The organism is Pseudomonas sp. Y3 TE3536, from assembly GCF_053629175.1.
Genome location: NZ_JBRJHU010000001.1, coordinates 289,505 through 308,356, shown reverse-complemented (window position 1 = coordinate 308,356; position 18,852 = coordinate 289,505). Strand labels below are relative to the sequence as shown.

The following is an 18,852-nucleotide window of genomic DNA, read 5'->3' as shown; positions in this document are numbered from 1 at the left end:
GGCGGGGCTTTTTCATTCAGCCTTGGCTATCAGCCGTGATGAGGTTTGTGCTCATCAGCGGTTTCCAGGGCAGTTTCCTGCGTCGATGCAGCAGCTTCTTGCGCAGCTTTGGCAGCAGCCTCGGCTTCACGCTTGCGGCGACGCACTTCACGTGGGTCGTTAGGCGCGCGGCCGTTTGCCAGCATCACAGTGGCGGTTTCGACCGCCGCAGGTGGTTCGACCGGTGCAGGCTCTACCGCAACTGGAGCAGGCTCAACGACCACTTCAGGCTGGGCTTCGGCAAGCGGAGCAGGTGCTTCGATGACCGGTGCTTGCTCGATGAAGGCCGGGGCCTTTTCGATTTCACCGGCTTCGACCGCTGCAGCTTCCGCTGGGGCTTCGGCAACCACTGCAGGTTCGGCCGCAGGGGCTTCTTCCACGACCGGCTGTGGCGCAACTTCAACCACAGGTTCGGCAGTCGCTTCCACTACTACGGGTTCGCTGACAGGTTGTTCGACCACCGGAGCAATGGCGACTTCCTCGGCCTGTGCAACGGCTTCGACCTGCTCGGCGGGCTTGGCGACTTCGCGGGTGTCGGTTTCGGCGACTTCAGCGGTGGCGCGCTCGGCCTGCTGGTTGGCTTGGGCTTCGGCATCGGCACTGATGCTGCTGCTGGCAACAGCCGCGGTCACAGCCAGGCCGGCAGCCAGTTCGGCACCCAGCTCGCTGGCCTGGTGCTGTTGTGGCTGCTCTTCGCTGCCGTCGTCTTCGCTACCTTCGATCAGCTCACCGTTGGCATTGCGCTGACGCTCGCGACGGTTGCTGCGACGACGCTGGCCGCGGGAACGGCGGCGCGGACGCTCGCCATCGGCGCCTTCCTGCTCGTCTTGCAGCAGCTCTTCGTTCGGCAGTTGCTCTTCGGCAAGCTCTGCAGCCTGCTCGGTGGCTTCTTCGCTGGCACGTGGCTGGCGCTCTTCACGCGGTGGGCGTGGGGCGCGCTCTTCACGTGGGGCGCGTTCTTCGCGAGGTGCGCGTTCTTCACGCGGGGCACGCTCTTCACGCGGAGCACGTTCTTCACGTGGCGCGCGCTCTTCGCGAGGGGCACGTTCTTCACGCGGTGCACGCTCTTCGCGTGGGGCGCGCTCTTCACGGGCTACACGCTCTTCGCGTGGCTGGCGCTCTTCACGGGCAGCGGGTGCTGGCGTGGCTTCCAGCGGCTCGCGCAGTTCGCGTACCGGGCGTTCTTCGCGGTTGCCACGACGGTCTTCGCGAGGCTGACGTGGTTGGCGCTCTTCGCGCGGTGCACGCTCTTCACGCGGGGCACGTTCTTCACGTGGTGCGCGTTCTTCGCGAGGCTGACGCTCTTCGCGTGGTGCGCGCTCGGCACGCTCTTCGCGTGGCTTGCGCTCTTCGTCGCGACGGCCGTTACGGTTGCGGGTCTGCTGGCGGCCGTTGCGACGCTCTTCGTTGCGTGGGGTGCGTTCAGCAGCTGGTTTTTCGGCTGTGACGGCCGGTGCGGCGACCGGTTCGTCCTTGCCGGCGAACAGGCTGACCAGCGACTTGACCAGGCCTTTGAACAGGCTTGGCTCTGGGGCGCTTGGCGCTGGGGCTACCGGTGCGGCAGGCTGCTGCGGCTCTTCGACAGTGCTCGGCACCGGCGCGTTGGCGCGGGCTGGGGCAGTCTTCACCGCGGCTTCCTGGCGAACCAGGGTACGGGTGGCGGTCGGCTGCGGCGCTTCTTCGGTTTCGGTGGCAGCGATCTCGTAGCTGGACAGGTTGTTCAGCACTTCAGGGTTGTCGTCGCGCAGGCGCTGGACTTCGAAGTGCGGGGTTTCCAGGTGATCGTTCGGCAGGATGATGATGCGTGCACGGGTGCGCAGTTCGATCTTGGTGATCGAGTTGCGTTTCTCGTTCAGCAGGAAAGCAGCGACCGGGATCGGCACCTGGGCGCGCACTTCGGCAGTGCGGTCCTTCAGCGCTTCTTCCTCGATCAGGCGCAGGATGGCCAGCGACAGCGACTCGACGTCACGGATAATGCCGGTACCCGAGCAGCGTGGGCAGACGATGCCGCTGCTTTCGCCCAGCGATGGGCGCAGGCGCTGACGGGACATTTCCAGCAGGCCGAAGCGCGAGATGCGGCCAACCTGAACGCGGGCGCGGTCGGCCTCAAGGCACTCACGCACACGCTCTTCGACGGCGCGCTGGTTCTTGGCCGGGGTCATGTCGATGAAGTCGATGACGATCAGGCCGCCGATATCACGCAGACGCAGTTGGCGGGCGATTTCTTCGGCCGCTTCCAGGTTGGTCTGCAGGGCGGTTTCCTCGATGTCGCTGCCTTTGGTGGCGCGCGCCGAGTTGATGTCGATAGAGACCAGGGCCTCGGTCGGGTCGATCACGATCGAACCGCCGGACGGCAGGTCGACAACACGCTGGAAGGCGGTCTCGATCTGGCTTTCGATCTGGAAGCGGTTGAACAGCGGGACGCTGTCTTCGTACAGCTTGACCTTGCTGGCGTACTGCGGCATCACCTGGCGGATGAAGGTCAGGGCTTCTTCCTGAGCGTCCATGCTGTCGATCAGCACTTCGCCGATGTCCTGGCGCAGGTAGTCGCGGATGGCGCGGATGATGACGTTGCTTTCCTGGTAGATCAGGAATGGCGCGGCGCGGTCAAGGGAGGCTTCCTTGATGGCGGTCCACAGTTGCAGCAGGTAGTCGAGGTCCCATTGCATTTCTTCGCTGCTGCGGCCAAGGCCGGCAGTGCGCACGATCAGGCCCATGTCGCCCGGCACGGTCAGGCCGTTGAGGGCTTCGCGCAGCTCGTTGCGCTCTTCGCCTTCGATGCGGCGGGAGATGCCGCCAGCGCGTGGGTTGTTGGGCATCAGCACCAGGTAGCGGCCGGCCAGGCTGATGAAGGTGGTGAGGGCGGCGCCTTTGTTGCCGCGCTCTTCCTTCTCGACCTGGACGATGACTTCCTGGCCTTCGCTGAGGACGTCCTTGATGTTGACGCGGCCTTCGGGGGCCTTCTTGAAGTACTCGCGGGAGATTTCTTTCAGCGGCAGGAAGCCGTGACGTTCGGAGCCGAAGTCGACGAAGGCGGCTTCGAGGCTAGGTTCGATGCGGGTGATCTTGCCTTTGTAGATGTTGGCCTTTTTCTGCTCACGGGCGCCGGACTCGATGTCCAGGTCGTAGAGGCGTTGGCCGTCCACCAGGGCTACACGCAACTCTTCGGGTTGAGTTGCGTTAATCAGCATTCTTTTCATGTTGTACCGTCGGTTTCCGGGCTGCCGGAAACGGCGTTCGGCACACACGACGTCTCATGGTCGGTGCCAAGGTGCGCAAAGGGTGGCGGGCCACCCCCGTGTCGAGCGACGTTCGGCACCAGCCGGTTGCCCAGCCTGCCGTTGTCACGACGACGCGTCCTGTTTGCTGCGGTGCCTACCAGGCCCTTGTGGCTTTCGAATAGGTATCCGAATCAACCCAGCGGGCCAAGTGCACTCAGTCAGGAGGAGGAATCAACCTTCAGCCGTGGACGCCCGGAGGCATCTGTTTCAGGACCTTATCCGCTCGCCGCCCATGTCAGTGGGCCGGTGGCCGGACGCGGTGCTACACGGTCCGAGGGCTGTGCATCTCCACCCTGCACGTATCCCTGATAATTCGGGTGCTGCCGCGCGCTGAATCCGCAACGGGTTGCATTTTTCGCCAGCGCGGGTTCCGCGCTGGCGCCATTCATGTCCAAGGCAGGTATTTCCGAAGCATTCGCCGTGCGTTGCGTGGAAGCGACGAGGCGGGCAGAGGTGCAGCGAAAAGAATCGGGTAAGCAGGTGAAACACCGCACTTGTCGTTTTTTTTCGGTCTTCTCTACACAGCGCTGGTGGCGATTCCAGGCAATTCGGTAAACTGGCGAAAACCCCGTAGGACGGCCTCGCGTCCTGGAGAATTGCGAAGGTCAGGGACCGGCGAAGAGCCTGGTGCCGCTGGCCTGCCGCTTTTGGCGGCGTTCGCGACTATAGCAGCAATGATTAAGTGCTTCAATTCCATAAAAAATTGTTATGATCCCTTGATGACGACCAATACCCCTCCGACTTCCGGCGTTCAGCTGATCGAAGTCGCGCCGGAGCTTGCCGGCCAACGCATCGACAATTTCCTCATCACGGCCCTCAAGGGCGTGCCCAAGACGCTTGTCTACCGCATCCTGCGCAAGGGTGAAGTGCGGGTCAACAAGGGGCGGGTCAAGCCTGAGTACAAGATTCAGGCTGGCGATATCGTGCGGGTGCCGCCCGTCCGCTTGCCCGAGCGTGATGCGCCTGCGCCGGTGGCGCAAGGCCTGTTGCAGCGCCTGGAAGCGGCGATTGTCTATGAAGACAAAGCGCTGATCGTGATGAACAAGCCGGCCGGTATCGCCGTGCATGGCGGCAGTGGCCTGAGCTTCGGCGTGATCGAGGCGCTGCGCCAACTGCGCCCGGACGCCAAGGAGCTTGAACTGGTGCACCGCCTGGACCGCGACACGTCCGGCCTGCTGATGATCGCCAAGAAGCGCAGCATGCTGCGCCACCTGCATGCCGCGTTGCGTGGCGACGGTGTCGACAAGCGCTACATGGCCTTGGTGCGCGGCCATTGGCCGACCGCCAAGAAGCAGGTCAACGCACCGTTGCTCAAGAGCAACCTGCGTTCTGGCGAGCGTATGGTCGAGGTCAATGACGAGGGCAAGGAAGCGCTGACCCTGTTCCGCGTGCTGCGCCGTTTTGGCGAGTTCGCGACCATTGTCGAGGCGCGCCCGATCACCGGTCGTACTCACCAGATTCGTGTGCACACCTTGCATGCCGGGCACATGATCGCAGGCGACAGCAAGTACGGCGATGAAGACTTCAGCCGCGAAATCCGCGAGCTGGGCGGCAAGCGCTTGTTCCTGCATGCCTACGCCCTGACTGTGCCGCTGCCTGATGGCGGTGAGCTCAAGCTCGAGGCGCCGGTGGATGAGGTGTGGGCTAAGACGATTGAGCGTTTGAGTGCGTCCTGATCTATGAAAAAGCCGTATGAACTGCTGATTTTCGACTGGGATGGCACCCTGGCCGATTCCATTGGCCGCATCGTCGAGGCCATGAATGCCGCCGCTGAGCGTGCCGGTGAGGCGCCAAGCCACGAAGAGGCGGTCAAGGGCATCATCGGCCTGGCCCTGGGTGAGGCGATCCATACCCTGTACCCGCACCTGACGCCGGCAGCGCTCGAGCGCTTCCGGCAGCATTATGCCGACATCTACATGGCGCTCGATCAGCAGCCCTCGCCGTTGTTCGAGGGCGTGGTCGAATCGCTGGATGCCTTCCGTGCTGAGGGTTACCGCCTGGCGGTGGCGACCGGCAAGGCGCGTCGCGGACTGGATCGGGTGCTCAAGGCCAATGGCTGGGAGCAGTACTTCGACATCACCCGTGCTGCCGACGAGACCCGTGGCAAGCCGCACCCGCTGATGCTCGAGGAAATTCTCGGCCATTGTGGTGTCGAACCAGGACGTGCGCTGATGGTTGGCGATTCGGCGTTCGACCTGCAGATGGCCAGCAATGCTGGCATGCATTCGGTGGCTGTCGGGTATGGCGCAATGTCGTTGCAGGCATTGGCCGAATTCGGCCCGCAGCTGTGCATCGATCATTTTTCCCAGTTGCGTGAGTGGCTGGGCCGTTCCGCGTAATTTCACGCCCAAGGCAGGTAAGCATGGCAGACGAATGGAAAGCCCCTGAGTCCGAACCCGAGGAGCGCGAAGAGCGCAAGAGTTGGAAGCTGTTGGAGAAGACCCTGCTGGCGGGCGTCCAGGAGCAGCGTCGCGCGCGGCGCTGGGGGATCTTCTTCAAGCTGCTGACCTTCGTCTATCTGTTCGGCATGCTGGTGCTGTTCACGCCGCTGATGGACATGGACAAGGCGGCTTCGCGCAGTGCCAGCCATACAGCGCTGATCGAAGTGCGAGGCGTGATCGCCGACCAGGAGGCTGCCAGTGCCGATAACCTCGTCAAGAGCCTGCGTGAGGCGTTCAAGGACGCCAAGACCAAGGCGGTGGTGCTGCGCATCAACAGCCCAGGCGGCAGCCCGGTGCAGGCGGGTTATGTCTATGACGAGATTCGTCGCCTGCGTGCCGAGTACCCGGCCATCAAACTGTATGCGGTAATTACCGACCTGGGCGCTTCCGGTGCTTACTACATTGCCAGTGCGGCGGACGAGATCTATGCCGACAAGGCTAGCCTGGTCGGCTCCATCGGGGTGACGGCAGCGGGTTACGGGTTTGTCGGGTCGATGGAGAAGCTTGGGGTCGAACGACGCACGTACACTGCAGGCGAGCACAAGGCCTTCCTGGACCCGTTCTCGCCAGAAAAGCCGGAAGAGCGGGCGTTCTGGCAGGGTGTGCTGAACACCACGCACCAGCAGTTCATCGCCATGGTCAAGCAGGGGCGGGGTGACCGCCTGAAAGACAAAGAGCACCCGGAGCTGTTCAGTGGCCTGATCTGGACCGGCGAGCAGGCCAAGGCGCTGGGGCTGGTGGATGGCCTGGGCAGTGCCAGCTATGTCGCGCGGGAGATTGTCGGCGAAAAGGAGTTGGTGGATTTCACGGTCGAGGAATCGCCGTTTGATCGCTTCTCGAAGCGGCTGGGCGCCAGCGTGGCGGAGCATCTGGCGATGTACATGGGGTTCCAGGGGCCGTCGTTGCGCTGAGGGTTCGCCGTCGCAGTTTTGGTGCCTGTGAGATCGAGCGCCGCCCGCGCGGCGCTTCGCAGCACAAGGCTGCTCCTGCATGGCATGAATCGATATTGAGGTGGGTTCCAGAAGGGTCGCGCGCAAATGCCCCAGGAATAATTGGCCCGAAACAACTGTAGGAGCAGCCTTGTGCTGCGAAGCGCCGCGCGGGCGGCGCTCGATCTCATAGGCGCCACAAGTGTTGAGCCTAAGGTATCTCCACCCCTTCCTTCATCAGCATATCCACCAGCCGAATCAGCGGCAGCCCCACCAGGCTGGTCGCATCGCACCCGTGCGTGCTTTGGAACAGGCTCACCCCCAGTCCCTCCGCCTTGAAGCTCCCGGCGCAATCCAGTGGCTGCTCTGCCGTTACATAGCGCTCGACCCGTTTGCGGTCCAATTCACGCATGGTGACGGTAAAGGGCACGCAATCGACCTGGCAGTGCCCCGTGGCGCTGTTCAGCAGTGCCAGTCCGGTCAGAAAGGTCACCTGCTGCCCACTCGCCTCCAGCAGCTGCTCGCAGGCGCGGGCGAAGGTGTGTGGCTTGCCCAGGATCTGTTCACCCAGCACAGCGACCTGATCAGAGCCGATGATCAGGTGCCCAGGGTGGCTGCCCGCCAATGCTTCAGCCTTTTGCCTGGCCAGGCGCCGTACCAGCTCCACGGCAGGCTCGTCACCCAGCCGCTGCTCGTCTATATCGGGGCTTGCGCAGGTGAATGGCAGGCGCAGGCGGGCGAGCAGTTCGCGTCGATAAGGGGAGCTGGAAGCCAGTAATAAGGGAAGCATGGTAGACTCCTGGTCAGTTGAACCAAATTCTAACATGCAACATGCCGCCTAATTTCCTTTGACAGGTGCGGGGGGCATCCCTAGAATGCTGCGCCTATGTTGAATGACCCGATTCCACCTCACGTTGACCCGCGCAAATTAGCCGATCGTGGCGTAACCCTTAACGGTTCGCTGCAACTCGCTGATTTGGAAAGACTCTGCGACCCGCTTTCCGACAATGTCGGTACGGTGCAGGCGAAGTTAAATTTTGAACGAGATGAACAGCACGTGGTGGTTATCCACAGCGAGCTCGACGTCGAGGTCAAGATGGTTTGCCAGCGTTGTCTTGAGCTGGTCACCCTGCCGATCCACAGCGAATGTACTTACGCTGTGGTGAAGGAGGGTGCGAATACCCAGTCGTTGCCGAAAGGCTATGACGTGCTGGAACTGGGCGAAGATCCATTGGATCTGCAGGCGCTGGTCGAGGAGGAGCTTCTGCTCGCCTTGCCAATCGTGCCTGCTCATCATCCGGAAGAATGCCAGCAGCCGGCGGGCGCAGACGAGCCCGATTCGAGCAAGGACGAGGTATCGCGGTCCAACCCGTTCAGTGTTTTGGCGCAGTTAAAGCGTGACCCAAACGTTTAGGAGTTAATCAATTATGGCTGTTCAGCAGAACAAAAAATCCCGCTCTGCCCGTGACATGCGCCGTTCGCACGACGCTCTGTCGGAAAACGCGCTGTCGGTAGAGAAAACCACCGGTGAAGTTCACCTGCGCCACCACGTATCGCCAGAAGGCGTATACCGTGGTCGCAAAGTGGTCGACAAGGGCGCTGACGAGTAATCCTTGTCCGCTCAGATCATCGCGATCGACGCAATGGGCGGGGACTTCGGTCCCCGCAGCATTGTCCAGGCTAGCATTGCCTGCCTTTCGGCTACTCCCTCGCTGCACCTGACCCTCGTCGGTCAACCCTCCCTCCTTGAAGATCTTGTCAGCGGCCTTGCGGCGGCGGATCGCGCGCGCCTGCAGATTGTCGCGGCCAGCGAGGTGATTGGCATGGACGAGCGGCCATCCCAGGCGTTGCGTGGCAAACCGGATTCGTCGATGCGCATTGCGCTCGAACTGGTGCGTGACGGCAAGGCCCAGGCCTGCGTGAGTGCCGGCAACACCGGGGCGCTGATGGCGTTGTCGCGTTTCGTGCTCAAAACCCTGCCGGGTATCGATCGGCCAGCCATGGTGGCGGCGATCCCGACCCAGGCGGGGTACTGCCAGTTGCTCGACTTGGGCGCCAATGTCGATTGCAGTGCCGAGAACCTCTTCCAGTTCGCCGTGATGGGCTCGGTGGCCGCTCAGGCGCTGGGTGTGCATCGGCCGCGCGTGGCGCTGTTGAACATCGGCACCGAGGACATCAAAGGCAACCAGCAGGTCAAGCTGGCGGCCACCTTGCTGCAGAACGCCCGTGGGCTTAACTATGTGGGCTTCGTCGAAGGCGATGGCCTGTATCGCGGCGAGGCTGACGTGGTGGTGTGTGACGGTTTTGTCGGCAACATCCTGCTCAAATCCAGCGAGGGCCTGGCGACGATGATCGCTGCGCGCATCGAGAAGCTGTTCAAGGGTGGCGTGTTGTCGCGCGCTGCCGGCGCACTGGCCATGCCGTTGCTCAAGCGCCTGCAGGCCGACCTGGCGCCGGCGCGGCACAACGGTGCGAGTTTCCTGGGTTTGCAGGGGATCGTCATCAAGAGTCACGGTTCGGCAGGGGTGCAGGGCTTTCAGAGTGCGATTCAGCGGGCGCTGATCGAGATTCAGGAAAACCTGCCGCAGCGGCTGCATGGCCGCCTTGAAGACCTGTTGCCTTAGGCAATTCGCCGATGAAGTGCTTAAATGTGACCGCTTGGTCCGCGTCTCCATCCAAGTTTTCAGATTCCGCGTCAGGCTGATGCCCGGCGCACCCTATCCGACGACAAGATCATAAGGGCTTGTTCAATGTCTGCATCCCTCGCATTCGTCTTTCCCGGTCAAGGTTCCCAGTCGCTCGGCATGCTCAAGGAATTGGGCGCCGAAAAGCCGGTGATCGTTGAGACCTTCAAGGAGGCCTCCGAGGCTCTGGGCTATGACCTGTGGAAGCTGGTCCAGGAAGGCCCGGAAGAACAACTCAACCAAACCGACAAGACCCAGCCGGCCATCCTCACTGCCTCGATCGCCCTGTGGCGCCTGTGGCTGGAAGAGGGCGGCGCGCAGCCGGCGTTCGTTTCCGGCCACAGCTTGGGTGAATACAGCGCCCTGGTTGCCGCTGGCAGCCTGTCGCTCAAAGATGCAGTGAAGCTGGTCAAGCGCCGTGGCGAACTGATGCAGGAGGCCGTGCCTGCCGGTCATGGCGCCATGGCCGCGATTCTCGGCCTGGACGACGCCGTGGTGGTCGATATCTGTGCCAAGGCCGCCGAAGATGAAGTGGTCAGCGCGGTGAACTTCAACTCGCCAGGCCAGGTCGTGATCGCGGGCAACAAGGCTGCCGTGGACCGTGTCATGGCGCTGTGCAAAGAGGCCGGTGCCAAGCGCGCCCTGCCGCTGGCGGTCAGCGTGCCGTCGCACTGCGCCTTGATGAAGCCGGCTGCCGAGCGTTTTGCCGAATCGGTCAACGCCATCGAATGGAAGGCCCCGCAGATCCCGGTGGTGCAGAACGTCACCGCCGCTATCGCCGCCGACCTCGATGCACTCAAGCATGACCTGCTGGCACAGCTTTACCAGCCCGTGCGCTGGGTCGAGTGCGTGCAGACCCTGGCCGCCAATGGCGCGGTCAACCTGGTCGAGTGCGGCCCGGGCAAAGTCCTCGCCGGCCTCAACAAGCGTTGCGCCGACGGTGTCACCACCTACAACCTCAATACCCCTGACGCCGTCGCCGCCACCCATGCGGCGCTGGCCTGAATTGGAGAAGCTTGCATGAGCCTGCAAGGTAAAGTTGCACTGGTCACCGGCGCTAGCCGTGGCATCGGCCAGGCCATTGCCCTCGAACTGGGCCGCCAGGGCGCGACCGTGATCGGCACCGCCACGTCGGCTTCCGGCGCCGAGCGCATTGCCGCCACCCTCAAAGAGCACGGCATCGCCGGCACCGGCATGGAGCTGAACGTGACCAGCGCCGAGTCCGTGGAAGCGGTGCTGGGTGCCATCAGCGCAGAGTTTGGTGCGCCGACCATCCTGGTCAACAACGCCGGCATCACCCGCGACAACCTCATGCTGCGCATGAAGGACGATGAGTGGTTCGACGTGATCGACACCAACCTGAACAGCCTCTACCGTCTGTCCAAGGGCGTGCTGCGCGGCATGACCAAGGCGCGTTGGGGTCGTATCATCAGCATCGGCTCGGTTGTCGGTGCCATGGGCAACGCCGGTCAGGCCAACTACGCGGCGGCCAAGGCCGGCCTCGAAGGCTTCAGCCGCGCCCTGGCGCGTGAAGTGGGCTCGCGTGGTATCACCGTCAACTCGGTGACCCCGGGCTTCATCGACACCGACATGACTCGCGAGCTGCCAGAAGCGCAGCGCGAAGCCCTGCAGACCCAGATTCCGCTGGGCCGCCTGGGCCAGGCCGAGGAAATCGCCAAGGTGGTTTCCTTCCTGGCCTCCGACGGCGCAGCCTATGTAACCGGCGCTACTGTGCCGGTCAACGGCGGGATGTACATGTAACAACTGCAACTCAATGTGACGGATTTCGTAAAAAAAGAGTCATACTGCGAGCCTAAAATCCGTTATAAAGCTGCAACCAGATTCCAGGCAGCGGGTGCGGTGACTAATCCGAAGGTGCGTTTAGCTTGAAAAGCGAACGTCTTTCTATAAAATTGGTCACCGGCCAGCTGCCTGACATATGTCCATTAGGAGTGAAAACTAGGTATGAGCACCATCGAAGAACGCGTCAAGAAAATCGTCGCCGAGCAACTGGGCGTCAAGGAAGAGGAAGTGACCAACGAGAAGTCCTTCGTCGATGACCTGGGTGCCGATTCGCTTGACACCGTTGAGCTGGTGATGGCTCTGGAAGAGGAATTCGAGACCGAGATTCCTGACGAAGAAGCCGAGAAGATCACTACCGTTCAAGCCGCTATCGACTACGTCAACAGCCACAAGGCCTAAGACGCAGTAGTCGACGCTTCTTGTCGGGAAAAACCGCACTGCCTTTGCTGGCGTGCGGTTTTTTCTTTGCGAGCCCCCTGCCTTTAGCTCAAGGGTATCGTTCACCGCGCACCGAGAGCCTGTTGTCATTCCATTCCATCGCATGAATGCAATGCCAAGAGACTCTGTTATTAGAAAAGGAGAGTACTGTGTCGCGTAGACGCGTCGTGGTCACCGGTATGGGTATGCTGTCGCCACTGGGTACCGATGTACCGAGCACCTGGCAGGGCATTCTGGCTGGCCGCAGTGGCATCGGTCCGATCGAACATACGGATCTGTCTGCCTACTCCACCCGTTTCGGCGGCTCGGTGAAAGGCTTTGAGGTCGAACAGTACCTGTCGGCCAAAGAGGCCCGCAAACTTGACCTGTTCATCCAGTACGGCCTGGCGGCCGGGTTCCAGGCCGTGCGTAATGCGGGCCTGGAGGTCAACGACAGCAACCGTGAACGCATTGGCGTGGCCATGGGTTCGGGCATTGGTGGCCTGACCAACATCGAAGAAACCAGCCGGACCCTGCACGAGCAGGGCCCGCGGCGTATTTCGCCGTTCTTCGTGCCGGGTTCGATCATCAACATGATCTCCGGTTTCCTGTCGATCCACCTGGGGTTGCAGGGCCCGAACTACGCCATTGCCACTGCCTGCACCACGGGCACCCACTGCATCGGCATGGCCGCGCGCAACATCGCCTATGGCGAAGCCGACGTGATGATCGCCGGTGGTGCCGAAATGGCCGCCTGCGGCCTGGGCATGGGCGGCTTCGGCGCATCGCGTGCGCTGTCGACCCGCAACGATGAGCCTAGCCGTGCCAGCCGTCCTTGGGACAAAGGCCGTGATGGTTTCGTGCTGTCTGACGGTGCCGGTGCCCTGGTGCTCGAAGAACTCGAGCACGCCAAAGCCCGTGGCGCGACCATCTATGCCGAGCTGGTTGGTTTCGGCATGAGCGGCGACGCTTACCACATGACCTCGCCACCCGATACCGGCGAAGGCGCTGCCCGTTGCATGGCCAATGCCTTGCGCGATGCGGGTATCCAGCCTGAAGAGGTCAGCTACATCAACGCCCACGGCACTTCGACCCCGGCCGGCGATATCGCCGAAGTGGCGGCGATCAAGCGTGTGTTCGGTGAGCATGCCTACAAGCTCGCGGTCAGCTCGACCAAGTCGATGACTGGCCACCTGCTGGGTGCTGCTGGCGCGGTGGAGGCGATCTTCAGCGTGCTGGCGATCAACAGCCAGATGGCGCCGCCGACCATCAACCTGGACGAGCCGGACGAAGGGTGTGACCTGGACTTCGTGCCGCACCAGGCGCGCAGCATGCCGATCGATGTGGTGCTGTCCAACTCGTTCGGCTTTGGTGGCACCAACGGCTCGCTGGTGTTCCGCCGGTTCGCCGGTTGATGCACAGCTGGGTCGACGGCCAGCCGGCGGATGCAGTCAACCTGCAAAACCGCGGCCTGGCATACGGCGATGGTCTGTTCGAGACCGTCGCCGTGCACGGTGGCCGGCCCAGTTTGCTGGCGGGCCACCTCGCACGCTTGGCGCTGGGTTGCCAGCGCCTGGCAATCGACGTCGACCTGGCGTTGGTTGAAGACGAGCTCCTGCGTTACGCCAGCCAGCTCGGTGATGGCGTCGCCAAACTCATCCTGACCCGTGGCGACAGCCAGCGCGGCTATGCCCCGGTTGCCGGCGCCGCACCACGGCGCATCCTTCAGGGCAGCCCACTGCCCAGCTATCCTGTCGAGCATGCCGAGCGTGGCGTGCGTTTGTTCCCGTGCCAGACCCGGCTTGGGGAACAACCGCTGCTGGCCGGGCTCAAACACCTCAATCGCCTGGAGCAGGTGCTGGCGCGTGCCGAATGGCAGGACAGCGAGCATGCCGAAGGCCTCATGCGAGATGGGCAGGGCAGGGTGGTCGAAGGGGTGTACAGCAATCTTTTCCTGGTGCGTGACGGCGTGCTACTGACCGCAGACCTCAGCCGATGCGGCGTGGCTGGGGTGATGCGTGCCGCGTTGTTGCAGCAGGCCCAGGCGCTGGCCATTCCCGTCCAGGTTCGTGACCTGGCATTCGATGAACTGCAGCAGGCGGATGAAGTATTCGTTTGCAACAGTGTCTATGGGATCTGGCCCGTACGGGGAATTGCCGCGCTGAACTGGTCGCCAGGCCCACTCACCCGTAAACTGCAGGCCGTTGCCCGTACGTTACTGGATACCTGAATTCGTGAGACGCAAATTCCTGCTGCTGCTGGAAATGGGGTTGATCCTGGCTGGCCTGGCATTCGGCTGGTCGGCCTGGAAGGTCAACTCTGTACTGGAGCAGCCCTTGCACGTGACGCAGGAGCGCCTGCTCGATGTGCCCAATGGCACCAACCCCAACCGCATGTTCTACCGCATGCAGAACGAGGGGTTGCTCGATGACGCCTTCTGGCTGCGGCTTTACTGGCGCTTCAACATGGCCGGTACGCCCCTGCACACCGGTGAGTACCGCCTGACCCCGGGCATGACGGTCGAGCAGTTGTTCGATGCGTGGCGCCGCGGCGATGTCGTGCAGTACAACCTGACCCTGGTCGAAGGCTGGACCTTCCGCCAGGTACGCTCGGCGATCGCCAAGCACGAAAAGCTCAAGCACACGCTGGACGGCCTGACCGACGCCGAGGTCATGGACAAGCTTGGCCACACCGGGGTGTTCCCTGAAGGCCGCTTCTTCCCGGACACCTATCGCTTCGTGCGTGGCATGAGCGACATCGAATTGTTGCAGCAAGCCTACATGCGCCTGGACGAAGTGCTGGCCAAAGAGTGGTCGGAACGCACCACCGACCTGCCTTATCGCGACCCCTACCAGGCGCTGATCATGGCCTCGCTGGTGGAGAAGGAAACCGGCATCCCGCAAGAGCGTGGGCAGATTGCCGGCGTGTTCGTGCGGCGCTTGCGCCTGGGCATGATGCTGCAGACCGACCCGACAGTGATCTATGGCATGGGCGAGCGCTACAACGGCAGAATCACCCGTGCCGACCTGCGTGAGCCAACGCCCTATAACACCTACACCATTACCGGCCTGCCGCCGACGCCTATCGCCATGGTCGGCCGTGAGGCGATTCACGCTGCGCTCAATCCGTCCGATGGCACCAGCTTGTATTTCGTCGCTCGCGGCGATGGCAGCCACGTGTTCTCCGACGACCTGGACGATCACAACTCGGCGGTGCGCGAGTTCCAGCTCAAGCGGCGGGCGGATTACCGCTCCAGCCCGGCTCCGCAGGCCCAGCCGGGAGCGGGGGAGGCCGTGGAGCCCGAGACGCCCAAAGCGGACCAGCCGACTGCGCAGCCTGAGCCCGTTGAGGCGCCCGCGCAGGATGCCGCCCCGGCCAGCGACCCTGCCCCCGTCGATGCACCGGCCACTGCGCCGACGCCTGACGAACAACATTAAGGACTGCCTGTGAGCGGCTTGTTTATTACTCTGGAAGGCCCCGAAGGCGCGGGCAAAAGCACCAACCGTGAATACCTGGCGGCGCGCCTGCGCGAGCAAGGTCTGGATGTGTTGCTGACCCGCGAGCCGGGCGGTACGCCGCTGGCCGAGAAGGTGCGTGAACTGTTGCTGGCACCCAGCGATGAAACCATGGCGGCCGATACCGAGCTGTTGCTGGTGTTCGCCGCGCGCGCCCAGCACCTGGCGCAGGTGATCCGTCCTGCGCTGGCCCGCGGCGCCGTGGTGTTATGTGACCGGTTTACCGATGCCACCTACGCCTATCAGGGTGGTGGTCGCGGGTTATCCGTCGAGCGTATCGCCACCTTGGAGCAATTCGTCCAGGGCGACCTGCGCCCTGACCTGACACTCGTATTCGACCTGCCCGTAGAAGTCGGCCTCGCCCGCGCCGCTGCGCGTGGCCGCCTGGACCGTTTCGAGCAGGAAGGCCAGGCGTTCTTCGAGGCCGTGCGCCAGGCCTACCTGCAGCGTGCCCATCGTGAGCCGCAGCGCTACAGCCTGCTGGACGCCGCGCAACCGCTGGAGGCCGTGCAGCGCGCCATCGATGCGCTGCTGCCGGGTATTCTGGAGCGTTGCCGTGGCTGAAGCCTACCCCTGGCAGCAGGCCATCTGGCAGCAGCTGGCCGGTCGCAGCCAGCACGCCCACGCCTATTTGCTGCATGGGCCGCAAGGCATCGGCAAGCGGGCCCTGGCCGAGCGGCTGATGGCGCGCCTGCTGTGTCAGCAGCCGCAGGGCCTGGATGCCTGTGGTAGCTGCAAGTCATGCTTGCTGCTCAAGGCCGGTAGCCACCCGGACAACTACGTACTGGAGCCAGAAGAGGCTGACAAACCGATCAAGGTCGACCAGGTGCGCGAGTTGGTGGCTTTCGTGGTGCAGACTGCGCAGTTGGGTGGGCGCAAAGTCGTGTTGATCGAGCCGGTCGAGGCAATGAACATCAACGCTTCCAACGCCCTGCTCAAAAGCCTTGAAGAGCCCTCTGGCGACACCGTTCTGCTGTTGGTCACGCACCAGCCCAGCCGCCTGTTGCCGACCATCAAGAGCCGTTGCCAGCAGGTCGCTTGCCCGCAGCCCAGCCTGGCCCAGAGCCAAGCCTGGCTGGCCCATGCGCTGGCCGACAGCGATGAAGCCGAGCGCGATGAGTTGTTGACCCTGGCCGCTGGTTCGCCATTGATGGCGGTGAGCTTGCAGGCGCAGGGCGTGCGCGAGCAGCGTGCGCTGGTCACCGACGGGGTGAAGAAACTGCTCAAGCAGCAGCAATCGCCCAGTCAGTTGGCAGAGGCTTGGAATGGCGTGCCGTTGTTGCTGTTGTTCGACTGGTTCTGCGACTGGTCGCACCTGATCCTGCGCTATCAGTTGACCCAGGACGAAGAAGGGTTAGGCTTGGCCGATATGCGCAAGGTTGTGCAGTACCTGGCGCAAAAGAGCCGCCAGGCCAACGTGCTTCAGGTGCAGGCGTGGATCCTGGAACAGCGCCAGAAGGTGCTGGGCAAGGCTAACCTGAACCGCGCCCTGCTGCTCGAAGCGCTGCTGGCGCACTGGCAGCAGTTGCCAGGCGCCCGCTGACTTTCCCTTTTTTCATGTGTGCCGTTATCCCATGCTCGTAGATTCCCATTGCCACCTTGACCGTCTTGATCTGAGCGCCCACCAGGGCTCCCTCGATGCCGCCCTGCAAGCCGCGCGTGAGCGCGGGGTGGGGCACTTCCTGTGCATTGGCGTCAGCGCCGAGAACGCTGGTGCGGTCAAAGCGCTGAGTGAGCAGTACGCCGATGTCGATTGTTCGGTGGGGGTGCACCCGCTCGACCTGGCACCGGGCGAAACCCCGGCGTTGGAGTGGCTGTTGCGTGAGTTGGCGCATCCGCATGTGGTGGCGATCGGTGAAACCGGCCTGGACTACCACTACGAGCCGGAAGCCGCCGAGTTGCAGCAGGCATCGTTTCGCCTGCACCTGGAGGCCTCGCGCCAGACCGGCAAGCCGGTGATCGTGCATACCCGTGCTGCACGGGCCGACACCCTGGCGCTGCTGCGCGAGGCGAACCTGCCCCAGGCCGGTGTGCTGCACTGCTTCACCGAAGACTGGGACATGGCCAAGGCGGCGCTGGACCTGGGCTACTACATCTCGTTGTCGGGCATCGTCACCTTCCGCAATGCCGATGCCTTGCGTGAGGTGGCGCGCCAGGTGCCTGTCGACCGCCTGCTGGTGGAGACCGATTCGCCGTACCTGGCACCGATTCCGCACCGGGGCAAGCCTAACCTGCCGCAGTATGTGCGTGAGGTGGCCGAATACGTCGCCTCGTTGCGAGGGGCCAGTTATGAGCAGTTGGCGGAGCAGACCACCGCCAACTTCAAGCGGTTGTTCCCGCTGGCTCGCGTGGCCGGGTAGCGCGACAGGCAAAAAAAACCCGGGTTCTGGGGGAGGGAATCCGGGTTAAGACCATTAGGAGTAAAACAAAGGTACGCGGTCCCTGAGCACCTTTATCGGCGCGCCACTTGGGGGGGATGCGCCGCGCCAACACTTCAAGTATTGGTCAGGTTTGGCGCAGTGCCAGTGGCTGTTGGTCGTTTTTTAAACAGATTTGGAATACGCCCGCGTTCCGTTGCACTCTCAGTGCATGGCCAGGCGCCGCACCTGCTGAACAGTTTCGTCGATCAGCTGCTCACTGGTATAGAAATGCGGTGAAAATCGCACACCGCCGCCGCGCAAAGCGCAAATTGTGCGCTCGGCCATCAAGGCCTTGTGGATGTCCACGCTGGCCTGCCCTTTGATACTGAATGTGACGATGCCCGCTCGTCGGTCTGGGTCAGCCGGGGTGTGCAGCACAATACCGGGCACTGATGCCAAGCCTTCGTACAACTGGGCCACGCGCTGCTGCAATTGCTGCGCGACCGTGCCGATACCGACCTCCTCCAGCAGTGAAAGGCTTGCCTCCAGCGCATGGGCGCCGAGCATGTTCGGGCTGCCACACTCGAAACGCCGCGCGCTGTGTGCGGGCTGCCATTGGCGTCGGTCGAAGTCGCCCAGGTGTTCCAGCATGTGCCAGCCATAGGCATTGAGTTCAAGTTGCGGGCGTAGCGCGGCGCGGCAATAGAACATCCCCAGCCCCTCAGGGCCGAGCATCCACTTATGGCCATCGGCCACGGCAAAATCACACTGAAAGCGTTGTACGTCGAAGGGCAGGGCGCCGACCTGCTGAATGGCATCGATGCAGAACAGTACATTACGCGCCCGGCAACCTTCGCCCAGGCGCGCCAGGTCCAGGCGCAGGCCGCTGCCGAACTGCACCGCGCTGACCGCCAATAACCGGGTGCGCGGGCCGCAGGCCGTCAGCAAGGTGGCTTCGGGGTCTGGGCCGGCCAGGTTGGCCTCGATCACCTGCACGCCACGGTCGGCCAACGCCTCCCACACCACGCGGTTGGAAGGGAACTCCTCGTCGCTGATCACCACCTGTTCGCCCGCTGCCCAGTCCAGCCCAAAGGCGACCAGCGACAGCCCTTCGGAGGTGTTCTTCAGCAGGGCGATATCGCCAGGCGAGGGCGCATGAATAAGCCGCGCCAGCCGCGCGCGCAGGCGTCGCTCGGTGGCCAGCCAGGATGGGTACTCGCAGGCACCGAGGCAAACGTTGTCGCGGGCGAAGCGGGCCACTGCCTCGGCAGCCCGCCGTGGCCAGGGGGCGATGGCGGCGTGGTTCAGGTAGCGCAGCCCGGGGGCATGGTCGAACTCATCGTGAAACATAGACATGGTTGGATGATCCGTGCAATTTCCCGC

The 18,852-nt window shown here is 63.1% G+C and carries 18 protein-coding genes; 15 read left to right on the top strand and 3 right to left on the bottom strand.

Features of this window, described 5'->3' with window-relative positions; genetic code table 11:
- Window positions 1-29: 29 nt before the first annotated feature.
- A complete protein-coding gene (gene rne, locus AB7M33_RS01395) occupies window positions 30-3,239 on the bottom strand; it encodes a ribonuclease E (protein ID WP_454242309.1) in 3,210 nt (1,069 codons plus the stop codon).
- A gap of 800 nt (window positions 3,240-4,039) precedes the next feature.
- Here rne and rluC point away from each other — a divergent pair.
- Genes rluC through sppA form a run of 3 tightly spaced genes read left to right on the top strand, consistent with a single transcriptional unit; the run spans window position 4,040 to window position 6,672 of the window.
- The gene (gene rluC, locus AB7M33_RS01390; RefSeq protein ID WP_454242308.1) at window positions 4,040-4,996 is read left to right on the top strand and encodes a 23S rRNA pseudouridine(955/2504/2580) synthase RluC; all 957 of its coding nucleotides are present in this window, start codon (window positions 4,040-4,042) and stop codon (window positions 4,994-4,996) included.
- A 3-nt stretch (window positions 4,997-4,999) separates the two neighbouring features.
- On the top strand, window positions 5,000-5,659 hold the full coding sequence (locus tag AB7M33_RS01385; protein WP_265968194.1) for an HAD family hydrolase: 660 nt from the start codon (window positions 5,000-5,002) through the stop codon (window positions 5,657-5,659).
- A 23-nt stretch (window positions 5,660-5,682) separates the two neighbouring features.
- Entirely contained in the window at window positions 5,683-6,672 is a 990-nt protein-coding gene (gene sppA, locus AB7M33_RS01380) for a signal peptide peptidase SppA (RefSeq protein ID WP_027596075.1), read from the top strand.
- Window positions 6,673-6,901: 229 nt separating this feature from the next.
- Here the strand turns inward: sppA and AB7M33_RS01375 are convergent, their stop codons facing one another.
- Window positions 6,902-7,480, bottom strand: a complete 579-nt coding sequence (locus AB7M33_RS01375) for a Maf family protein (RefSeq protein WP_265968195.1) — start codon at window positions 7,478-7,480, stop codon at window positions 6,902-6,904.
- A gap of 96 nt (window positions 7,481-7,576) precedes the next feature.
- Between AB7M33_RS01375 and AB7M33_RS01370 the strand changes: the two genes are divergently transcribed.
- From AB7M33_RS01370 to AB7M33_RS01315, 12 genes are all read left to right on the top strand, one after another.
- On the top strand, window positions 7,577-8,104 hold the full coding sequence (locus AB7M33_RS01370; RefSeq protein ID WP_027596077.1) for a YceD family protein: 528 nt from the start codon (window positions 7,577-7,579) through the stop codon (window positions 8,102-8,104).
- A gap of 13 nt (window positions 8,105-8,117) precedes the next feature.
- Window positions 8,118-8,300 (top strand): 50S ribosomal protein L32, encoded by a 183-nt coding sequence (rpmF, locus tag AB7M33_RS01365; protein WP_003247154.1) that lies wholly within the window; start codon window positions 8,118-8,120, stop codon window positions 8,298-8,300.
- A gap of 3 nt (window positions 8,301-8,303) precedes the next feature.
- Window positions 8,304-9,314 (top strand): phosphate acyltransferase PlsX, encoded by a 1,011-nt coding sequence (gene plsX / locus AB7M33_RS01360; protein WP_099430112.1) that lies wholly within the window; start codon window positions 8,304-8,306, stop codon window positions 9,312-9,314.
- Window positions 9,315-9,440: 126 nt separating this feature from the next.
- Entirely contained in the window at window positions 9,441-10,379 is a 939-nt protein-coding gene (fabD, locus tag AB7M33_RS01355; protein WP_454242307.1) for an ACP S-malonyltransferase, read from the top strand.
- A 15-nt stretch (window positions 10,380-10,394) separates the two neighbouring features.
- Window positions 10,395-11,135, top strand: a complete 741-nt coding sequence (gene fabG, locus AB7M33_RS01350; protein ID WP_265968197.1) for a 3-oxoacyl-ACP reductase FabG — start codon at window positions 10,395-10,397, stop codon at window positions 11,133-11,135.
- A gap of 204 nt (window positions 11,136-11,339) precedes the next feature.
- The gene (gene acpP / locus AB7M33_RS01345; RefSeq protein WP_008096410.1) at window positions 11,340-11,576 is read left to right on the top strand and encodes an acyl carrier protein; all 237 of its coding nucleotides are present in this window, start codon (window positions 11,340-11,342) and stop codon (window positions 11,574-11,576) included.
- 188 nt (window positions 11,577-11,764) lie between these two features.
- Window positions 11,765-13,009, top strand: coding sequence for a beta-ketoacyl-ACP synthase II (gene fabF / locus AB7M33_RS01340; RefSeq protein WP_027596081.1), 1,245 nt, complete (start codon window positions 11,765-11,767; stop codon window positions 13,007-13,009).
- Window positions 13,009-13,824, top strand: coding sequence for an aminodeoxychorismate lyase (gene pabC, locus AB7M33_RS01335; RefSeq protein WP_265968198.1), 816 nt, complete (start codon window positions 13,009-13,011; stop codon window positions 13,822-13,824). The genes fabF and pabC overlap by 1 nt, the downstream gene beginning before the upstream one ends.
- Before the next feature lie 4 nt (window positions 13,825-13,828).
- Window positions 13,829-15,031, top strand: coding sequence for an endolytic transglycosylase MltG (mltG, locus tag AB7M33_RS01330; protein WP_265968199.1), 1,203 nt, complete (start codon window positions 13,829-13,831; stop codon window positions 15,029-15,031).
- A 9-nt stretch (window positions 15,032-15,040) separates the two neighbouring features.
- On the top strand, window positions 15,041-15,673 hold the full coding sequence (gene tmk / locus AB7M33_RS01325; RefSeq protein ID WP_099430108.1) for a dTMP kinase: 633 nt from the start codon (window positions 15,041-15,043) through the stop codon (window positions 15,671-15,673).
- Complete coding sequence (locus tag AB7M33_RS01320) at window positions 15,666-16,652, top strand: DNA polymerase III subunit delta' (protein ID WP_099453311.1); 987 nt, start codon at window positions 15,666-15,668, stop codon at window positions 16,650-16,652. Before tmk ends, AB7M33_RS01320 begins: the two co-directional genes overlap by 8 nt.
- A gap of 31 nt (window positions 16,653-16,683) precedes the next feature.
- Complete coding sequence (locus tag AB7M33_RS01315; protein ID WP_027596086.1) at window positions 16,684-17,469, top strand: TatD family hydrolase; 786 nt, start codon at window positions 16,684-16,686, stop codon at window positions 17,467-17,469.
- A 222-nt stretch (window positions 17,470-17,691) separates the two neighbouring features.
- On the opposite strand, the gene AB7M33_RS01310 is transcribed toward AB7M33_RS01315, so the two are convergent.
- Window positions 17,692-18,825, bottom strand: coding sequence for an aminotransferase class V-fold PLP-dependent enzyme (locus tag AB7M33_RS01310; protein ID WP_454242306.1), 1,134 nt, complete (start codon window positions 18,823-18,825; stop codon window positions 17,692-17,694).
- Window positions 18,826-18,852: the final 27 nt, after the last annotated feature.